Source organism: Bailinhaonella thermotolerans, assembly GCF_003594875.1.
In the GTDB taxonomy this organism is placed as follows: domain Bacteria; phylum Actinomycetota; class Actinomycetes; order Streptosporangiales; family Streptosporangiaceae; genus Bailinhaonella; species Bailinhaonella thermotolerans.
The window spans coordinates 131,572-147,417 of record NZ_QZEY01000009.1 but is presented as its reverse complement, the minus strand read 5'-3'; the positions used below and the strand labels follow the sequence as shown (position 1 = coordinate 147,417).

The 15,846-nt window shown below is 71.5% G+C and carries 16 protein-coding genes and 1 other RNA gene; 11 read left to right on the top strand and 6 right to left on the bottom strand.

The window, feature by feature from the left end; all coding sequences use genetic code 11:
• The first annotated feature begins 77 nt into the window (after positions 1-77).
• Positions 78-1,193, top strand: a complete 1,116-nt coding sequence (prfB, locus tag D5H75_RS22945) for a peptide chain release factor 2 (protein WP_119928575.1) — start codon at positions 78-80, stop codon at positions 1,191-1,193.
• Positions 1,194-1,553: 360 nt separating this feature from the next.
• On the opposite strand, the gene D5H75_RS22940 is transcribed toward prfB, so the two are convergent.
• Entirely contained in the window at positions 1,554-1,739 is a 186-nt protein-coding gene (locus D5H75_RS22940) for a hypothetical protein (RefSeq protein WP_119928574.1), read from the bottom strand.
• 252 nt (positions 1,740-1,991) lie between these two features.
• On the opposite strand from D5H75_RS22940, the gene ftsE reads away from it, so the two are divergent.
• The 9 genes from ftsE (at position 1,992) to D5H75_RS22900 (ending at position 9,474) form a co-directional block, all read left to right on the top strand.
• Complete coding sequence (gene ftsE, locus D5H75_RS22935) at positions 1,992-2,681, top strand: cell division ATP-binding protein FtsE (RefSeq protein ID WP_119928573.1); 690 nt, start codon at positions 1,992-1,994, stop codon at positions 2,679-2,681.
• Between the two features lie 21 nt (positions 2,682-2,702).
• Positions 2,703-3,611: a permease-like cell division protein FtsX gene (gene ftsX, locus D5H75_RS22930; RefSeq protein WP_119928572.1), complete on the top strand. Its 909-nt coding sequence runs from the start codon at positions 2,703-2,705 to the stop codon at positions 3,609-3,611.
• A gap of 60 nt (positions 3,612-3,671) precedes the next feature.
• Positions 3,672-4,139 (top strand): SsrA-binding protein SmpB, encoded by a 468-nt coding sequence (smpB, locus tag D5H75_RS22925; RefSeq protein ID WP_119928571.1) that lies wholly within the window; start codon positions 3,672-3,674, stop codon positions 4,137-4,139.
• A 2-nt stretch (positions 4,140-4,141) separates the two neighbouring features.
• Entirely contained in the window at positions 4,142-6,067 is a 1,926-nt protein-coding gene (locus D5H75_RS22920) for a penicillin-binding transpeptidase domain-containing protein (RefSeq protein ID WP_202638410.1), read from the top strand.
• 521 nt (positions 6,068-6,588) lie between these two features.
• Positions 6,589-6,966, top strand: a transfer-messenger RNA (tmRNA) gene (gene ssrA, locus D5H75_RS22915).
• Between the two features lie 48 nt (positions 6,967-7,014).
• A complete protein-coding gene (locus D5H75_RS41845; RefSeq protein WP_202638409.1) occupies positions 7,015-7,155 on the top strand; it encodes a hypothetical protein in 141 nt (46 codons plus the stop codon).
• Positions 7,156-7,240: 85 nt separating this feature from the next.
• On the top strand, positions 7,241-7,651 hold the full coding sequence (locus D5H75_RS22910; protein ID WP_119928570.1) for an ATP-binding protein: 411 nt from the start codon (positions 7,241-7,243) through the stop codon (positions 7,649-7,651).
• 180 nt (positions 7,652-7,831) lie between these two features.
• Positions 7,832-9,100: a PP2C family protein-serine/threonine phosphatase gene (locus D5H75_RS22905; protein ID WP_206781966.1), complete on the top strand. Its 1,269-nt coding sequence runs from the start codon at positions 7,832-7,834 to the stop codon at positions 9,098-9,100.
• A gap of 17 nt (positions 9,101-9,117) precedes the next feature.
• A complete protein-coding gene (locus tag D5H75_RS22900; protein ID WP_119928568.1) occupies positions 9,118-9,474 on the top strand; it encodes an STAS domain-containing protein in 357 nt (118 codons plus the stop codon).
• A 388-nt stretch (positions 9,475-9,862) separates the two neighbouring features.
• Here the strand turns inward: D5H75_RS22900 and D5H75_RS41840 are convergent, their stop codons facing one another.
• The gene (locus D5H75_RS41840; RefSeq protein WP_202638407.1) at positions 9,863-10,024 is read right to left on the bottom strand and encodes a hypothetical protein; all 162 of its coding nucleotides are present in this window, start codon (positions 10,022-10,024) and stop codon (positions 9,863-9,865) included.
• 45 nt (positions 10,025-10,069) lie between these two features.
• On the opposite strand from D5H75_RS41840, the gene D5H75_RS22890 reads away from it, so the two are divergent.
• Positions 10,070-10,384 (top strand): hypothetical protein, encoded by a 315-nt coding sequence (locus D5H75_RS22890; RefSeq protein WP_147425253.1) that lies wholly within the window; start codon positions 10,070-10,072, stop codon positions 10,382-10,384.
• 9 nt (positions 10,385-10,393) lie between these two features.
• On the opposite strand, the gene D5H75_RS22885 is transcribed toward D5H75_RS22890, so the two are convergent.
• The 4 genes from D5H75_RS22885 to D5H75_RS22870 form a co-directional block, all read right to left on the bottom strand.
• Positions 10,394-11,293 (bottom strand): hypothetical protein, encoded by a 900-nt coding sequence (locus D5H75_RS22885; protein WP_119928565.1) that lies wholly within the window; start codon positions 11,291-11,293, stop codon positions 10,394-10,396.
• Positions 11,290-11,595 carry a PadR family transcriptional regulator gene (locus D5H75_RS22880; protein WP_242454447.1) on the bottom strand — a complete coding sequence of 102 codons (306 nt, stop codon included), beginning with the start codon at positions 11,593-11,595 and terminating at the stop codon, positions 11,290-11,292. The genes D5H75_RS22885 and D5H75_RS22880 overlap by 4 nt, the downstream gene beginning before the upstream one ends.
• A 101-nt stretch (positions 11,596-11,696) precedes the next feature.
• Positions 11,697-14,927: a S8 family serine peptidase gene (locus D5H75_RS22875; protein WP_119928563.1), complete on the bottom strand. Its 3,231-nt coding sequence runs from the start codon at positions 14,925-14,927 to the stop codon at positions 11,697-11,699.
• On the bottom strand, positions 14,924-15,736 hold the full coding sequence (locus D5H75_RS22870) for a hypothetical protein (protein WP_147425252.1): 813 nt from the start codon (positions 15,734-15,736) through the stop codon (positions 14,924-14,926). The genes D5H75_RS22875 and D5H75_RS22870 overlap by 4 nt, the downstream gene beginning before the upstream one ends.
• Positions 15,737-15,846 lie beyond the last annotated feature (110 nt).

The window sequence follows — 15,846 nt, the reverse complement described above, 5'->3', positions numbered from 1 at the left end:
TATGCTGGATTGAATCGTAGCCAGCCGGGGCCCTCGGCCGTACGCCATGGGCCGAGCCTCGCGTACCCTTAGCAGACGTGGCAGCCATCGATCGCAATGAGGAAATCACCGAGCTCTCGGCGACGCTGAAAGGCATCGCGTCCGTGCTCGATCTGGACGCTATGCGCAAGGAGATCGCGGACCTCGGGGAGCAGGCTGGCGCGCCCGACCTGTGGGACGACCAGGCACGCGCGCAGAAGGTCACCAGCCGCCTCTCGTTCCTCCAGGGTGAGCTGACCCGGGTCGAGAACCTCCAGCGCCGTCTGGACGACCTCACGGTGCTCTACGAGCTCGCCGAGGGCGAGGACGACGAGGACACCCGCCAGGAGGCCGACAGGGAGCTGGAGTCGCTGCGGGGCGACATCGGCGCGCTGGAGGTCCGCACGCTGCTCTCGGGCGAGTACGACGCCCGTGAGGCCCTCGTCACGATCAACTCGCAGGCGGGCGGCGTGGACGCGGCGGACTGGGCGCAGATGCTGCTGCGGATGTACATCCGCTGGGCCGAGCGCAAGGGCTACCCCACGGAGGTCTACGAGACCTCCTACGCCGAAGAGGCCGGCATCAAGTCCGCGACGTTCGCGGTCAAGGCGCCCTACGCCTACGGCACCCTGCGCGGCGAGCACGGCACGCACCGGCTGGTCCGGATCAGCCCGTTCGACAACCAGGGCCGCCGGCAGACCTCGTTCGCCGGCGTGGACGTGGTGCCCGTGGTCGAGCAGACCGACCACATCGAGATCAGCGAGGACGACCTGCGCATCGACGTCTACCGGTCCTCCGGGCCGGGCGGGCAGGGCGTCAACACGACCGACTCGGCCGTGCGCATCACGCACATCCCGACCGGCATCGTGGTCTCCTGCCAGAACGAGCGGTCCCAGCTCCAGAACCGCGCCACCGCCATGAACGTGCTCCAGGCCAAGCTGCTGGAGCGCAAGCGGCAGGAGGAGGCGGAGAAGATGTCCGAGCTGCGCGGCGAGTCCACCAGCTCGTGGGGCACCCAGATCCGCAACTACGTCCTGCACCCGTACCAGATCGTCAAGGACCTGCGCACGGGCGTCGAGGCGGGCAACCCCTCGGCGGTCCTCGACGGCGACATCGACGAGTTCATCGAGTCCGAGATCCGCTGGGCCCGCAAGCAGGAGTCCGGCACCGCCTGACCTGAGGGTTCCCCCGCCCGGCCGCGCCGCGCCGCGGACCGGGCCGCCGGCGCCGTACGGCCGGGCTTGAGCCGTACGGCCGGGATTGGCCCGTACGGCGGGGCCGGGCTTGAGCCGTACGGCGGGCGAGGCCGGGCGCGTGCCGTACGGCCGGCGAGGCGGCGGCGTGCCGTACGGCGGGCGGGGCGGCGGCGGGCGAGGCCGGGCGCGAGCCGTACGGCCCGGGCGGCACGAGACGGCGCGAGACGGCGCAGGGGGGCGGCGGCGGGGGCGGCGCGCGGCGGGTGAGGCGGGTAAAGCGTGGACAAAGCCGCCGCCCGTGCGGGCGGCGGCGCGGTATGCCTTCGGGGTCGGCGGCGGTCAGGCGTGCAGGTGGACCGCCAGCGCGAGCATCAGGACCAGCAGGACGGCGATCGCGATGAGCAGGGGAGACGCGCTCAGCATGCCCTGTCCGTGGAGTTCCTCCCGGGCGGCTCGGCAGGCCGGGCAGCGGCCCTCCATCACCGGGCCGGCACACCGAGCGCAGATCAGGTGGTCGCAGCTCATTGTTTCGCCTCGCTCTGCTGTCTTCTGTCGTCGACGGGAGGGATGGGGTGGTTTGGGCCCCGCCCGGCTCGTCGAATCGTTTTGTTTCCGTTATGGACGTTCCATGCCAGTGTTACCCCTAGACTGAGCCCTGGCCAACCGGAGTGCTGGAAGCTCAACATCGGTTCCCGGTTCGGTCAAGACGGAGTGTGTTCCCCCGGGAACCGCTCCGTCGTCGTCCCAGCCCCTAGACTGGCTTGCCGTGATGCGCCCGTGATCCACTTCGATAACGTCACCAAGGTCTACGCCAACCAGAACCGGCCCGCCCTCGATCACGTCAGTGTGGACGTCGACAAGGGCGAGTTCGTGTTCCTGGTCGGCCCGTCCGGCTCGGGTAAGTCCACCTTCCTGAGGCTGATCCTCAAGGAGGAGCGACCGAACAACGGTCAGATCCACGTCGCGGGCAAGGACCTCGCGCGGCTCTCCAACTGGAAGATCCCGCACCTGCGCCGCCGGATCGGCTGTGTGTTCCAGGACTTCCGCCTGCTGCCCAACAAGAACGTCTACGAGAACGTCGCGTTCGCCCTCGAGGTCATCGGTAAACCCAACCGGTTCATCCGCAAGGTTGTTCCCGAGGTCGTCGAGCTGGTCGGACTCGAAGGCAAGGCCCACCGCATGCCCGACGAGCTGTCCGGCGGCGAGCAGCAGCGCGTCGCCATGGCCCGCGCGTTCGTGAACCGCCCGATGATCCTCCTGGCCGACGAGCCGACGGGGAACATCGACCCGGCGACCAGCATCGGAATCATGAAGGTGCTCGACCGCATCAACCGGACGGGCACGACCGTCGTCATGGCCACCCACGACGCCGCCATCGTCGACTCCATGCGCAAGCGCGTTGTGGAGCTCGAGGACGGCAAGATCGTTCGCGACCAGTCGCGTGGCGTCTACGGCCAGGCGTACTGATCGCATAGGGGGTCGCACAACATGCGGACGAACTTCATCTTCTCCGAGGTCTGGATCGGCCTCCGGCGCAACCTCACGATGACCATCGCGGTCATCGTGACGGCCGCCATCGGCATGGCCCTGTTCGGGACCGGACTGCTCATCCGGAACCAGGTCTCGAACATGAAGGGCTACTGGGCCGACAAGATCAGCATCTCGATCTACCTGTGCAAGAAGAACGACGCGATGCCCAGGTGCAAGGGCCGCGGCGCCGCCAGCGAGCAGGAGCGCAACGACCTCAAGGCCGCGCTGGAGAAGATGCCGCAGGTCGAGGAGGTCAAGCACGAGACCTCCGACCAGGCGTACGCGCTGTTCAAGGAGCAGTTCAAGAACTCTCCGACCTTCGTCGAGATGACCAAGCCGGAGGACCTGCCGGAGTCGTTCCGCGTGAAGCTGCGCGACCAGAAGGACTTCAAGGCCGTGCAGGAGGTCGCGGCCGGCCGCCCGGGCGTGTCCAGCGTGCAGAACCAGGAGGACGTCCTCAACACGTTCTTCGAGCTGCTCGGCAAGCTCCAGGGCAGCGCGATCGCCATCGCGATCATCCAGGGCCTCGCCGCGATCCTGCTCATCGGCAACACGATGAGGCTGGCCGCGTACAACCGCCGCCGTGAGACGGGCATCATGCGGCTGGTCGGCGCGTCCAACCTCTACATCCAGATGCCGTTCCTGCTGGAGGGCGTCCTCGCGGGCCTGGCCGGCGGCCTGATCGCGGCGGTCATGCTGGTGATCGCCAAGATCACCGTGTTCGACCAGCTCCAGAACTACTTCGCGTTCGCCGTACGGCTGAGCTGGGGCGCCGTGGCGTGGAACGCGGTGCTGGCGATCGTCCTCGGTGTGCTGATCTGCGCGGTGGCCTCCTTCGTCACGCTCCGGCGCTACCTCCGGGTGTGACGCGGTCCCGGTAACCTCGTTAGGACCACCGGATCCGCTTGACCGACGAAGAGGCTGAACGTGCCACGTGAGCAGGGGCGCAAGATGATCGCCCAGAATCGGCGTGCCCGCCACGACTTCCACATCGAGGACACCTTCGAGGCGGGCCTCGTCCTGACCGGCACCGAGGTCAAGTCGCTGCGGGCCGGGCGGGCCTCCCTCGTGGACGGGTTCGCCCAGGTCAAGGATGGCGAGGTGTGGCTGATGAACGTCCACATCCCGGAGTACACCCAGGGCACCTGGACCAACCACGAGCCGCGCCGCCCCCGCAAGATGCTGCTGCACCGCAAGGAGATCGCCAAGATCTCCGAGGAGACCCGGGAGCGCGGGCTGACGCTGGTGCCGCTGGCGCTGTACTTCAAGGACGGCAAGGCCAAGATCGAGTTCGGCGTGGCGCGCGGTAAGAAGAACTACGACAAGCGCCACGACCTGGCCGAACGCCAGGCCGCCCGGGAGATGGACCGCGCCGTCCGGGGCCGGAGGCGCTAGTCGTGCGCCTCCCGGAACGCACCCCTTCCCGCAAGCGCGTCACCCCGCTGAGGCGGGGCCTGGCCGACGTCCGAAGGCGCGGCCCGGCCCCCGCCCGGAGGCGCGGCCTGGCCGCCGCGCTCTCCGCGGTGGTGCTGGCCCCGCTCCTGGCGGGGTGCTTCGCCGAGCCCTCGCCGCAGGAGGCCGTGCGCGACTTCCTCGTCGGCTGGCAGTCCGGCGACTTCGCCAAGGCGGCGGCCCGCACCGACGGCGACCACAAGACCGTCGAGAAGGCGCTCTCGCAGGTCGGGCCGCAGCTCGACGCCACCTCGTTCCGGTTCAGGCTCACCTCGCTCGACCAGAACGGCGACAGCGCCCGCGCGGTCTACCACGCCACGGTGGACCTCGGCGAGAACGCGCCGCCCTGGTTGTACGACGGGCGGCTGGACCTGCGGCTGATCGGCAACCTGTGGAAGGTGCGCTGGAGCCCCAGCGCGATCCACCCCAAGCTCGGGCCCGGCCAGCGGCTCGCCGTGGTGAACGAGGTCGAGCCCCGGGCCCCGGTGCTCGACTCGCGCGGGAACACCCTGCTCACCGAGGCGACCGTCTACGTCGCCGGGGCCATCCCGTCAGGGCTGAGCAACCCGGAGGAGGTCGGCGCTCGGCTGGCCAAGGCCACCGGTTTCGCCGAGGACCGCATCCTCGGGCAGATCAGGTCCGCGCCGCCCAACGAGTTCGTCAAGCTCGCCACGTTCGGCAAGACCAAGTACGCCGAGCTGAGCGGCAAGCTCGCGGCGATCCCCGGCATCGAGATCCGCCAGGAGCCGATGCCGATCGCGGCCAAGGCGCCCACCGAGATCGTCGGCGCGGTGAGCGCGCCCACCGCCGAGACCGCCGCCCAGCTCGGCGGCCCGGCCGAGGCCGGCGACACCGTCGGCCGCTCCGGCCTGCAGAAGGTGTACCAGGACCAGCTCGCGGGCTCGACCTCGACCGAGGTCGTCGCGCTGGACCAGAACGGCCGCAAGGTCGGCGAGCTGGCCAAGTGGCCCGCCAAGCCCAACGCGCCCGTCCACACCACGATCGACTCGGCGGTGCAGCAGCGCGCCGAGGAGGCCGTCGCCGGCGCCGGTCCCGTCGTGATGGTAGCCGTGCACGCGCCGACCGGGAAGGTGCTCGCGGTCGCCGACGAGGGCCTCAACCAGGTCAGGAACGGCCTGGCCGGGCGCTACCCGCCGGGCACCGCGTTCTCGATCGTCTCGACGTCCGCGCTGGTGCGCTCCGGGGTCGGCACCGGTCTCAAGGTGCCCTGCCCGGCCGAGCGCCGGGTGGGGGAGGCCACGTTCCAGCAGGCCGGCGCGTCGGCGAACGAGGCTCCCTCGCTGCGCGAGAACTTCCTGCGCGGCTGCGTCACCGCCTACGCCGCGCTGGCCCGCCGCGTCTCCCCGGGCGTGCTCGCCGAGGAGGCCCAGCGCTTCGGCATCGGCGGGGACTGGTCCCTGCCCCTGCAGACCTACACCGGCTCGCTCCCGGACATGACGCGCGAGTCGCAGCAGGCCGAGGTCATGACCGGCGAGAGCGTGCGCGTGAGCCCGCTGGGCATGGCGCTGATCGCCGCGTCGGTCTCGACCGGGGGCTGGCGCCCGCCGCAGCTCGTGGTGGACAAGACCAAGCCCGAGGCCGTGCCGCGGGCCCGCCTTCTCGACCCCGACGCCCTGCGCGCGCTGCGCAAGCTGATGCGCGACTCGGTGAAGCGCGACACGCGGTTCCTGGGCATCGACGGCCTGAGCGGCGTGAGCTCCACGGTGGGCTACACCGAGAAGGGCCAGCGCCGCGAGGGTTCGTGGTTCGTCGGCTACCAGGACGAGATCGCGGTGGCCGTGTTCGCCCAGAACGTGGGCGGGGATTCGGCGACGGAGGTGGCGGCCCGCTTCTTCCGCAGCCTGTCCTGACCGGCCGGGAAGCCCAGGCGCGCCGGCGGCGTTCGCCGTACCGGGGCGCGCTGAGGGGCGTTGTCCGTACCGGGGAGCGCTGAGGGCGTTGGCCGTACCGAGGGTGATGGCGGCGTTCGCCGTACCGGGGCATGCCGAATCCCCCGGGGGCGCGGCTCTCGGCGCACGCCCCCGGGGGTCGACCGGCAGGGTCGGGCCGGTCCGGACGGCAGGGCTTCCCCCGAGATGAAGCCCTGTTCTCATCACGGCGACTGAGTCCGCAACCCCCCAAGCGGTGCTCAGTCATCCTGGAAGACGCCACCCGCCCCCGGAACGGTTGCTCGCGGTTCCAAGATTTTTTCCGCCCGTGTACGGCTGGCGCGGGGGCCCGCCGTACACGGGGATCGCGGCCGATGGTGACGGTGCGTCACCAAACTGGGGAGATCGTGGCCGGGACGGGAATGCGGTTGGCACTGGGGGTGTTGTACGGGGTACATTCGGGTTGCCCGGCCGCCGCGGTGGCCGGTGTTGACAACTCAAGAGGGGGTGACTGGTTTCGACTTCGTCATGACTGATCAGGGGAAGCGAGCCGAGGGTTGCGGTTGTGACCTCGTTAATCCTGTGACCGCAAACCAATAAGTGCCAATGAAACGCGCACTCAGGGCCGTATGGCCCTCGCCGCCTGAGCGAGGACCAGCCCTTGTCAGCCCGGGATAGCCTCCGGCCCGGGACCTGGCATCGCTAGGAGGCTCAACCGAGAAGCCCGGCCACGGGGCTGATCGGGAAATCTAACAGTGGCTGAGCCCGTCGGCGACTCGCCTGCGTGATCGCCGGGGCTGAGAAAAACACAGCAGGCTGCGCTCGGAGAAGCCCTGGCCAGATGCCGAAGGACGCGGGTTCGATTCCCGCCACCTCCACCAGTACGCAACAGCCGCTGACCTGCGAAGACAGGTCAGCGGCTGTTGCGTGTGAAGATCGTGGACACGCCCTGGACAGGCGTTGCCCTCCCACCACCCTCGCTCAGCCGCCTCACGGGCGATCGTCATGAGCTGGTGCCGACGTTGCCCATCGACTCCGAGCGCATCCAGAATCTGAAGGATGTCGTCTGATCGGGAGGGATGGGGACTCGATATGACGCCCCGACTGGGATGAGGAACAGGGATGTGCGCATGAGTCAGGAGCGCCCGGGCGGCGATGGGGGTGACCTCGTTGCTGGATTCGGCTGATCCGGGCCATACAGTGCGTCATCCAATCGGTGGGGATCTGGCGGCGCACCGTCAACAGGTGCGCGAGTTCCTTGCGCCGCTGGACCTCGGCGGGCAGGCGTCGGAGGACTTCGTGCTGGCGGTGGACGAGGCGATCGTCAACGTGCTCGAGCACGCCGGTGGCCGGGGTACGCTGATTTTGACCCGTGGCGGTGGTGAGGTGAGCGCGCAGGTCTGCGACCGCTCCGGGCGTCTCATCCCGGACGATGCCGGGCTGGAACCACCATCGCCCGGGGCGCCTCGGGGATACGGGTTGTATCTGATCCGGCAGTTCTGCGATGACGTGCGCATCACGCGCCTTGTGGATGGCACCTGCGTGCAGATGACGCTCCGCCTGTAAGCACCCGCGGGGGACGCCCGCGGCCCGTGGTTCGTGATGGGAAGCCGAATGGCTACCATTCCTCGTGAAAGTCGGTCATTTCGTATTGATCTGTGACAGTTCGGGTGTGGTGCCGGGCAGAGGGCAGGGCGGATGAGCGTAGACGTCGGTGTTCCCGAGAGCTTGATTCCGGCAGATGAGGTGCGGCGGCTGGCTGCGGTACGGCGTTACGCCGTCCTGGACACTCCGCCGGACGGGGCGTTCGACAGGGTGGCGGCGCTGGCCGCGCGGATGCTGGATGTGCCGATAGCGACCGTGACCATCGTGGACACCGACCGGGTCTGGTTCAAGGCGAAGCAGGGCCTGGGCGAGGATGTCACCGAGATCGGCCGCGATCCCGGCCTGTGCGCCTCGGCGATCTTGCACAGTCAGCCGTACCTGGTCACCGACGCGCTGACCGACCCGCGCACCGTGGGCAACCCGCTGGTACATGGCGAGCTGGGGATCCGCTTCTACGCCGCCGCGCCGATCACCACGCCCGACGGCTATCGGCTGGGCACCGTCAACGTGCTGGACACCCGGCCCCGGCAGATGGACGAGCAGGGTCTTGCCACCCTGGCCGACCTGGCCGCGGTGGTGATGGATGAGCTGGAACTGCGGCTGGCGGCGATGACCACGGTCCGGCTGGAACGCGAGAGCCGCCTCCGCGCCGAGGCCGATCAGCAACGCCTGCAAGTGATCAACGCGACCCTGCAGCGGGCTCTGCTGCCGCCACGGCTGCCGCAGATCGAGGGGCTGGCCGCGGCTGCTTACTACCACACGGCCTCCACTGAGCACGTCGGAGGAGACTTCTACGACCTGTTCGCCCTCGGAGACCGCCGGTGGGGCTTCTTCTTGGGTGATGTGTGCGGCAAGGGTGCCGACGCGGCGGCGCTCACCTCGCTCACCCGGTACACCCTGCGGGCGGCGGCCACCTACGATCCCGACCCGGTCTCGGTGCTGGCCAATCTCAACACCGTTCTGCTCCAGGAGTACGTGCACGACACCCCGCGCTACTGCACCACCCTGTTCGGAATGGCCACCCTGACATCCAGCGGGCTGGAGCTGACGCTGGCCGGGGGCGGGCACCCGCCGGCCTTGATCATCCGCGCCGCCGGCATGGTGGAATGGTTGCACCCCGAGGGCGGGGACCTGGTCGGCCTGTTCCCCGATGCGTCCTTCGCCGTGGCCCCCGCGCGGCTGGCCCCGGGGGACGCGCTTCTGCTGTACACCGATGGGCTCACCGAGGCCCGCGTCGCCGGTGGTTCGCTGTTCGGCGACGAGCGCCTGCAACACGTGGCGGCCGGCCTGGCCGGCGCCCCCGCCGATCAGATCATCGCCGCACTCCAAGACCTGCTTACCGGGTTCGGGCCGGGCCTCGCGGATGACACCGCCCTGCTCGCCCTATCCGTTCCGCCGAGTACCCCATAGGGGGAAAGACCAGCACTATGACCGCTTCGCTGACCATCGACACCGAGCTCGACCAGCCGCCCGTGTGCGTCCTGTACCTGAGCGGTGAACTGGACTACAACACCGCTCCCCGCCTGAACCAGGCGATCGAGACCGCCCGCGCCAGCGGCTGCCGCCACCTCATCGCCGACCTGACCGACCTGGACTTCTGCTCCTCCAGCGGCATCACCGCCTTCCTCGCGGCCCGAAAGGCCCTGCACGCCCAGGGTGGCACCCTGGCTCTGGCCGGCCTGAACGCCCGGCTCGACCGCATCTTCCGCCTGACCGGGCTCACCCGCGCGTTCCCCATCTACCCCACCGCCGCCGACGCCCGCGCCGCCGTCCCAACCACCTGAAGACCGGGAACCGGTCCCCTTACCGAGCCTCTCACGCGAGCCTCAGGCTGGGAGGAAGCCGGGCACATAGCCCGGGAGGCTTCCCGTCCGCCGGTGGAAGCTCTGGCTGCCGGAGCCATTTGGTGACCAGTTCGGAGCTGGATGTCGCTGTGAGCGTCCTGATTCCCGCCACCTCCACCAGTCAGCGACAAGCCGCCGACCCTCCCGGGTCGGCGGCTTTCGCGTTTCCGGACCCCGTTCCCGCGATCCCCGCCCACCCCGAACCCGCCTACGCGATCATGTCCCCCATGTCGGACAAGCCGCCACGCCTGATTCTGCCCACCGCGATCCTCGCCGGCACGACCCTGATCGCCGCGGCGTCGGCGTACGTACTCAACCACCAGCCTCTTCACACGCGGCCGGGCTTCAGCCACATGGTGGTCCTGGACGCGCGGGGGACGACCCTGGAGAACGCCGTCACGGTCCGGTCCAACGTCCATGTGCCCATCGAGTACGACGCGAGCCTGCCCGACGCGGGCGGCTGGGTGGAGGTCGGCCTCAGCCTCACCAACGACGGCCCCTTCCCGGTCGAGGTCGTCAAGCTGGGAGTGCCACCGTGGTGGAGCGGGTGGTGGATCACACCGAGACGCTCGTCAGCCCGTCGAGCGGCGGGTACCCCACGGTCGGGTTCCGCCCTCTCACGGTCGGAGCCGGGGAGAGCCGGGAGTTCGCCCTGAGGCTGCGCATCCGCCGATGCCCGCGGCCGCCCGAGCTGCGGGAGATCGAACGCCGTCGGGGCGTCGTCCTGACCGGTCTCGTGGGCGGGTTCCGGGTGTTCGGGGTGCCGCGGACGGACGAGGTGCCCCTTGTCACCGGTTACGTCATCCGGAACCTGCCGACCTGTGACACCCCCGCGCCCGAGCCGCGGTGACCGTCCGTCTCAGGCCGGGGTGGTGAGGCGGCGGAGGAGGGCGGTGGCGGCTCTGGGGGCGTCGCAGGCCGCGAGGGCGGCGGTGGCCGTGAGGGCGGTCAGGAGGGTCCAATAGGCCAGGTGCCGGGAGGCCGGGGTCTGGAGGTGGGGCGTGAGGGTGGCCGAGGCGGCCAGGAGGTAGAGGATCGCGCCCAGGGACCAGCGGGGGTCGCGGGTGAGGCGGCTCGCCCAGACGGCCAGGGCCAGCAGGCACAGCTCCAGGGCGATCCGGCCGGCGTCGAGGGGATGCGGGGCGGCGGCGGGCGTCCAGGCGGCGAGCGGCACGGCGGCGGCCCACCACCATGAGCGCGGGGCGGCCCGGCGCCCGCGCGCGGCCAGGACCAGGAGGGCGGCCCCGGCGAGGGCGTAGCCCGCGGCGACCGCGACGGGACCGGTCCGGGCGAACAGGGGGCTGTCGGCGAGGACGGCCGGGAAGACCGGGAGCAGGGTGGTGTCGAACAGGGGCGTGCCCGCCGCGATCGCGACCGACTTCGCGCCGGTGAGCAGCACCAGCGGCAGAGCGAGGAACGGGCGCCCGCGCATCACCGCCAGCAACGCCAGCGCGGACAGAGCCGTCCAGAGGGGGATGGCCGGGGCGTACGGCAGAAGCGCGGCGAACTGGACGGCGGTGAGCGCGGTGGCGCCCAGGTGCAGGCCGTCGGCCCAGGCCGGACCGCGCCGGGTGGCCGCGGCGAGACGGGCGCGGACTCCGCCGGACACGAGGCCCGCGACCTCCCGGGGGTCCGGGACCGTGCGGCCGGGCGGGGCGGTGTCCAGGAGGAGACCGAGGAGTTCGCCGCCGTGGGCGGCCCGGTAGTCGCGCGGATAGGCGAGCAGGAAGCCGCGGTACCGGCGTTCGAGGGGCGTCATGCGGGCTGGATCCGGTTCATCACCAGGGCCGCGGCCTGCTGCATCCGCCGCGCCTCGGCGAGGACCACGTCGCGGCCGGCCTCCGTGACCCGGAAGTGGCGGCGCACACGGCCCTGCACGGTCTCCTCGCGGTCCACGGTGATCATGCCGCGTTCGCAGAGGCGGTCGAGGATTCCGTACAGCGTGCCCACCGAGGGGCGCACCCGGCCCCCGGACAGCGCGGCGATCTCCTTCATGATCGCGTGCCCGTGCATCGGCCCGTCCAGCAGGACGGTGAGCACGAAGTACATGGGCTCACTCACCTCAGCGGTTCCCCTTGGCATGCGGCCGACCGTATTCCGTTCAACGAAGCGTTTCAATCGCGGCTCCCGGGACCGGCCGCGACCGGCCCCGGGAGATCCGCTCATCGCACGGCGTAGGCGCGCAGGATCGTCTGCGTGACGCCCGCGCCCGACGCGTCCTTCACGGTCGCCCGCAGCGACACGAAGCCCGGCGCGGCGGGGGAGCGCACGAGCGCCGTCCAGCCGTCACCCGTGCGCACGGCCGGGACGCGCCGCCAGGTCGCGCCGTCGTCTCCCGACGCCTCCAGCGTCAGGGACCGTACGGCGGAGCGGGGCGCTCCGGGGTTCCGCTCCACCCAGAGCGGCACCCGGACCAGCGATCCGGCGCGGGCCCGGTTGTGGGAGTCGAGCCCGCCCGGGGCGTACCGCACCGCCATGAGCGGCAGCGGCCGTTCCTCCGGCGTGGTCCCCGAACGGAACGTCCAGACGCTCTCCACCGAGGTGGACAGCGCGGAGTGCGCCACCTGCCTGCGGAACACCGTGCTCAGTGTGTAGTCGCCCTCCCCGGCGGGCACCTCCGCGCCGATCCGGCAGTTCCGCGGCCGCCGCCCGCACCCGGCCAGGTCGGCCCGGGCGATCTCCCGCCCGTCCCGGCTGAGCACGATGGTGCCCGTCGCCGCGTCGTCCAGGCCCAGGCGGCCCCGGACGCCGTCGCTGAAGAACGGCCCCGCGGTGTAGGCGATCCTGTCGCCGGTGCGGCTCGCGTCGCCGGTGCGGCCTTCGCCGCCGGAGGCGAACGCGGGGCCGCTGACCGCCACGTTCCACTCCTCGCGGCCGGACCTGGCCCGCCGGACCGGGTCGTCGAGGGCCATCGCGCCCACGACCAACGCGCCCGTCCAGTCGAACCCCGGGGTCCGGTGGTGCGTGATGGTGGCGGGCAACTCCATCCGGTCCCGATTCGGCGTGGTCGTGTTCATCAGCCATCCCGGGATGACCGGGCCGCTCCCCTCGAGCCCGGTGGCGGCCACGCCCGACGCGCGATAGACCGCCGTCACCGTGGTCAGGTCGCGCCGCCTGCCCATGATCACCGGGTCCTCGGGTATCTCGCCGTCCCGCCGGTCGACCAGGTCGTAGCGGTACGGGCTCGGCGTCGCGCCCTTCTTGAACCACGACGTGTGGGCGGCGTACCGGAGTCCCGGACGGCGCGCGGGGATCACGTGGAGGCGGCCGATCCCGCCCCGCATGCTCACCATCGAGGCACCCCAGCCGCCCTCGGCCAGTGACCACTGGTAGGCGGGCCCGCGTTCGGCGGTGGGGTCGTCCAGCTCCGAGCGGACCTGCCGGCCCCGCCGGGCGTCCACCGTGACGCGCGAGGTGGCGTCCTTCACGGTGAACGCGGTGGAGGCGATCGTGATCCGCGCCTGATCCTCGCGCACCTCGGCGTGCAGGCGCCAGTCGCCCTCGGTCAGCCGCACCTTCGCCTCGCCGCCCTGGAACACCAGGTCGCGGAAGGCCCCGGACTCCGGGTGGTACACCTGCGCCCACGGCTCCGCCGGCGCGCCCTGGCTGTCGAGCGCCGTGATCGTGACGTCGTACGACTCGGGCTCGACGTAGGCTCCGGCGACCGTGCGGACGACCGTCTCGCCCGCGCGCGCGGTGATGATCCCGGGATAGTCTCCGGGAGCCTTTCCCGTGGCGTCGATGGTCACCGTGACCTGTGCGCGCCCGCCCGCGGGCACCTCCACCCGCCGCGCCGCGAGCGCGATCACCTCGCCTTCGGCGGACAGGTCCAGCGTGACGGGGCTCTCACCCGTGTTGACGTAGGTGATCGCCTTGGTGGCCGTCCGCCCGCCCGGGCCGTCCCAGGGGAACGCGGCCCACGCCCCGTCCGTCTCGGCGACGATCCGCTGGCCGAGCGCGCGCACCAGATCGACGCGCCCCGTGCCCTGCCGGTACGGCGACACGCCCGCAGTCGGCGCCGCCGTACCGGTGAGGGCGGCCTTGAGCCGCGCGCCGGTCCAGTCGGGGTGGAGCTGGGCGAGGAGGGCGGCGGCCCCGGCGACGTGCGGGGACGACATGGAGGTGCCGCTCATCTCGCCGTGTCCGCCGCCCGGCAGCGCGGCGGAGATCTCCTGGCCGGGGGCCGTGAGGTCGGGCTTGATCGCGTGGTCGCCCTCGCGGGGCGCGCCGCTGGAGAACGCGGTGACGCGGTCCTCCCGGTCCACCGCGCCGACGGTGAGGGCGGCGTCGGCGCTGCCGGGGCTGGACGCGGGAGAGCTCTCGCCGCTGTTGCCCGCGGCGACGACGAACAACGCGCCCGTCCGCTGGGAGAGCGTGTTCACGGCCTGCTCGACGGGGTCGAGCCCCGGGCTGTCGGGGGCGCCGAGGCTGAGGTTCACGACCTTGGCCCCGGCCTCGGAGACGGCCCAGTCCATGCCGGCGATGATGGCGGAGTCGCTCGCCCCCTGCTGGCCGCCCACCTTGCCCACGGCGAGCTTGGCGCCCGGCGCGACCCCGCGGTGCTTCTCCCCGGCGCCCGCGACGATCGAGGCGACATGGGTGCCGTGGCCGAACGTGTCGCTGACGTCGGGTTCTTCGCTGAAGTTCTTCGCGTGGGAGACCACGTCCTTCAGATCCGGATGGCTGGGGTCGTAGCCCGTGTCGAGCACCGCGACCGTGACGCCCGCGCCGGTCACGCCCTGTTTCCACGCGGTGGTGGCGCCGATCTGGGCCGTGCTCCGGTCGAGGGTGAACTCCCTGCGGCCGTCCAGCCAGAGCTTCCCCCGCCCGGCGGCCAGGGCGCGGGGAGCGGCTAGCTCCTGCCAGGCCCGGCCCGCCTCCTGCTTGGGGACGCGCAGCGCCGTCAGCCCGAGCCCGCCCATCGGCCGTACGGCTCGCGCCGACCGGGGCGCGGCCGCCGCGCCCTGCGCGATCAACGGGATGTCCGAGCGGTCGGCGTCGCCGTACCGCCAGGTCAGGAGCTGCGTGACCGCGAAGAGGCGGCGATCGAGGACGCCGGAGGCGACCAGGCGGAGCGCGTCGGACGGGATGACGTACAGGTGGCCCCCGCTCACCTGCGTGTGGAAGTCGACGGTCCTGCCGGGTCCGGGTTCGGCCCGGTGCCCGGATTCCGACACGGTCACCAGGTCCCCGGTGATCAGGGTGACCTGGCCCCGCACCTTCGGCACCGCGGGGCCACCCGTCGCCGGCGGGGGAGCGGCGGGCCCGGGAACGGACCCGGCGGAGGAGGCCCGCGGGATGGCGTTCGCGGGTCCGGCGTGCGCGGCCGGGGTGAGGGCGAGCGTCCCGGCGGCGAGCGCGGCGGCGAGGAGCCCGTTGATGAGCGCCCTCATCGGCCGAACTCGGCGTCGATCCGCGCGGTGATCTCCGCGTCTATCGGAAGGTAACGGGTGTAGAAGCTCTTGCCGCACGAGAAGTCGTCCCGCGCGTCCTTGATCTCCCTGGTGAGGTACGGCTTGGCCCGGGCGGCCGTGAGCTCGCCCTTGGCCGCCCTGGAGGCCTTCTTCAGCTCCGCGCCGAATCGGCGCTCGCCCCGGTCGGCCAGCGCGGACGGCGTGCGCGACTCGACGGTGTAGCCCTTGCCCGCGAGGCAGTCCCCGAACGCGCCGGCGAGCCGCACCAGCTCGGGGTCCTTGTCCACGCGCCGCGCGCGGAGCTCGGCGCGGAGGGCCGCTCGCTGCTGGAGGACGTCGGCGTAGCTCTGCACGTCCTTGTTCAGTGCCTTCTTGTACGCCACGGAGACGCAGACGGCGGTCGCGTCGGCGTAGGCGGCGGCCTGGCTCTCGTTGAGGCGTCCCGGGGGATTGGGGTTCTCGCGGCCGTCGGTGACGAGCGCGCCGGAGGCCGGGTCGTCCGGGTAGACGTACTGGGCGAACATGCGGTAGCCGTACCTGGCCCTCGACTCCGCCGTCGCGGCGAGGTCGCCCGCCTCCACGCGGCGCTGGAGCTCGGTGGTCCTGGCCTGCTGGACATGGGGGATGTAGGCGAAGCCGCGGTCCCGCATGCAGTCGGCCCGCGCCAGCTCCAGCCGCCACTGCCGCTCCGACACCCCCTCGGGCCGGGGAGCGGGCGTCGCGGACGCCTGGGCGGCGCACCCGGACAGCAGGGCGAGGGCGAGCGCGGTCTTGACGAGAACTCTCACGGGGTCTCCGGAGTCGAAGGAGGAGACGCCACGCGTGGCGCCGCCGACGATGATCATCGGCAGTCGCCGAACATACTCTGTTAAACGTAGTATGACAATGTCCTCGCCCT

What these genes read in the sequence shown, in the direction of transcription:
- D5H75_RS22940 (WP_119928574.1), bottom strand. Translation starts at nt 1,739, where the DNA reads ATGAGCTGCGACCACCTGATCTGCGCTCGGTGTGCCGGCCCGGTGATG.
- ftsX (WP_119928572.1), top strand. Translation starts at nt 2,703, where the DNA reads ATGCGGACGAACTTCATCTTCTCCGAGGTCTGGATCGGCCTCCGGCGC.
- D5H75_RS22910 (WP_119928570.1), top strand. Translation starts at nt 7,241, where the DNA reads ATGGGGGTGACCTCGTTGCTGGATTCGGCTGATCCGGGCCATACAGTG.
- D5H75_RS22900 (WP_119928568.1), top strand. Translation starts at nt 9,118, where the DNA reads ATGACCGCTTCGCTGACCATCGACACCGAGCTCGACCAGCCGCCCGTG.
- D5H75_RS22885 (WP_119928565.1), bottom strand. Translation starts at nt 11,293, where the DNA reads ATGACGCCCCTCGAACGCCGGTACCGCGGCTTCCTGCTCGCCTATCCG.
- D5H75_RS22875 (WP_119928563.1), bottom strand. Translation starts at nt 14,927, where the DNA reads ATGAGGGCGCTCATCAACGGGCTCCTCGCCGCCGCGCTCGCCGCCGGG.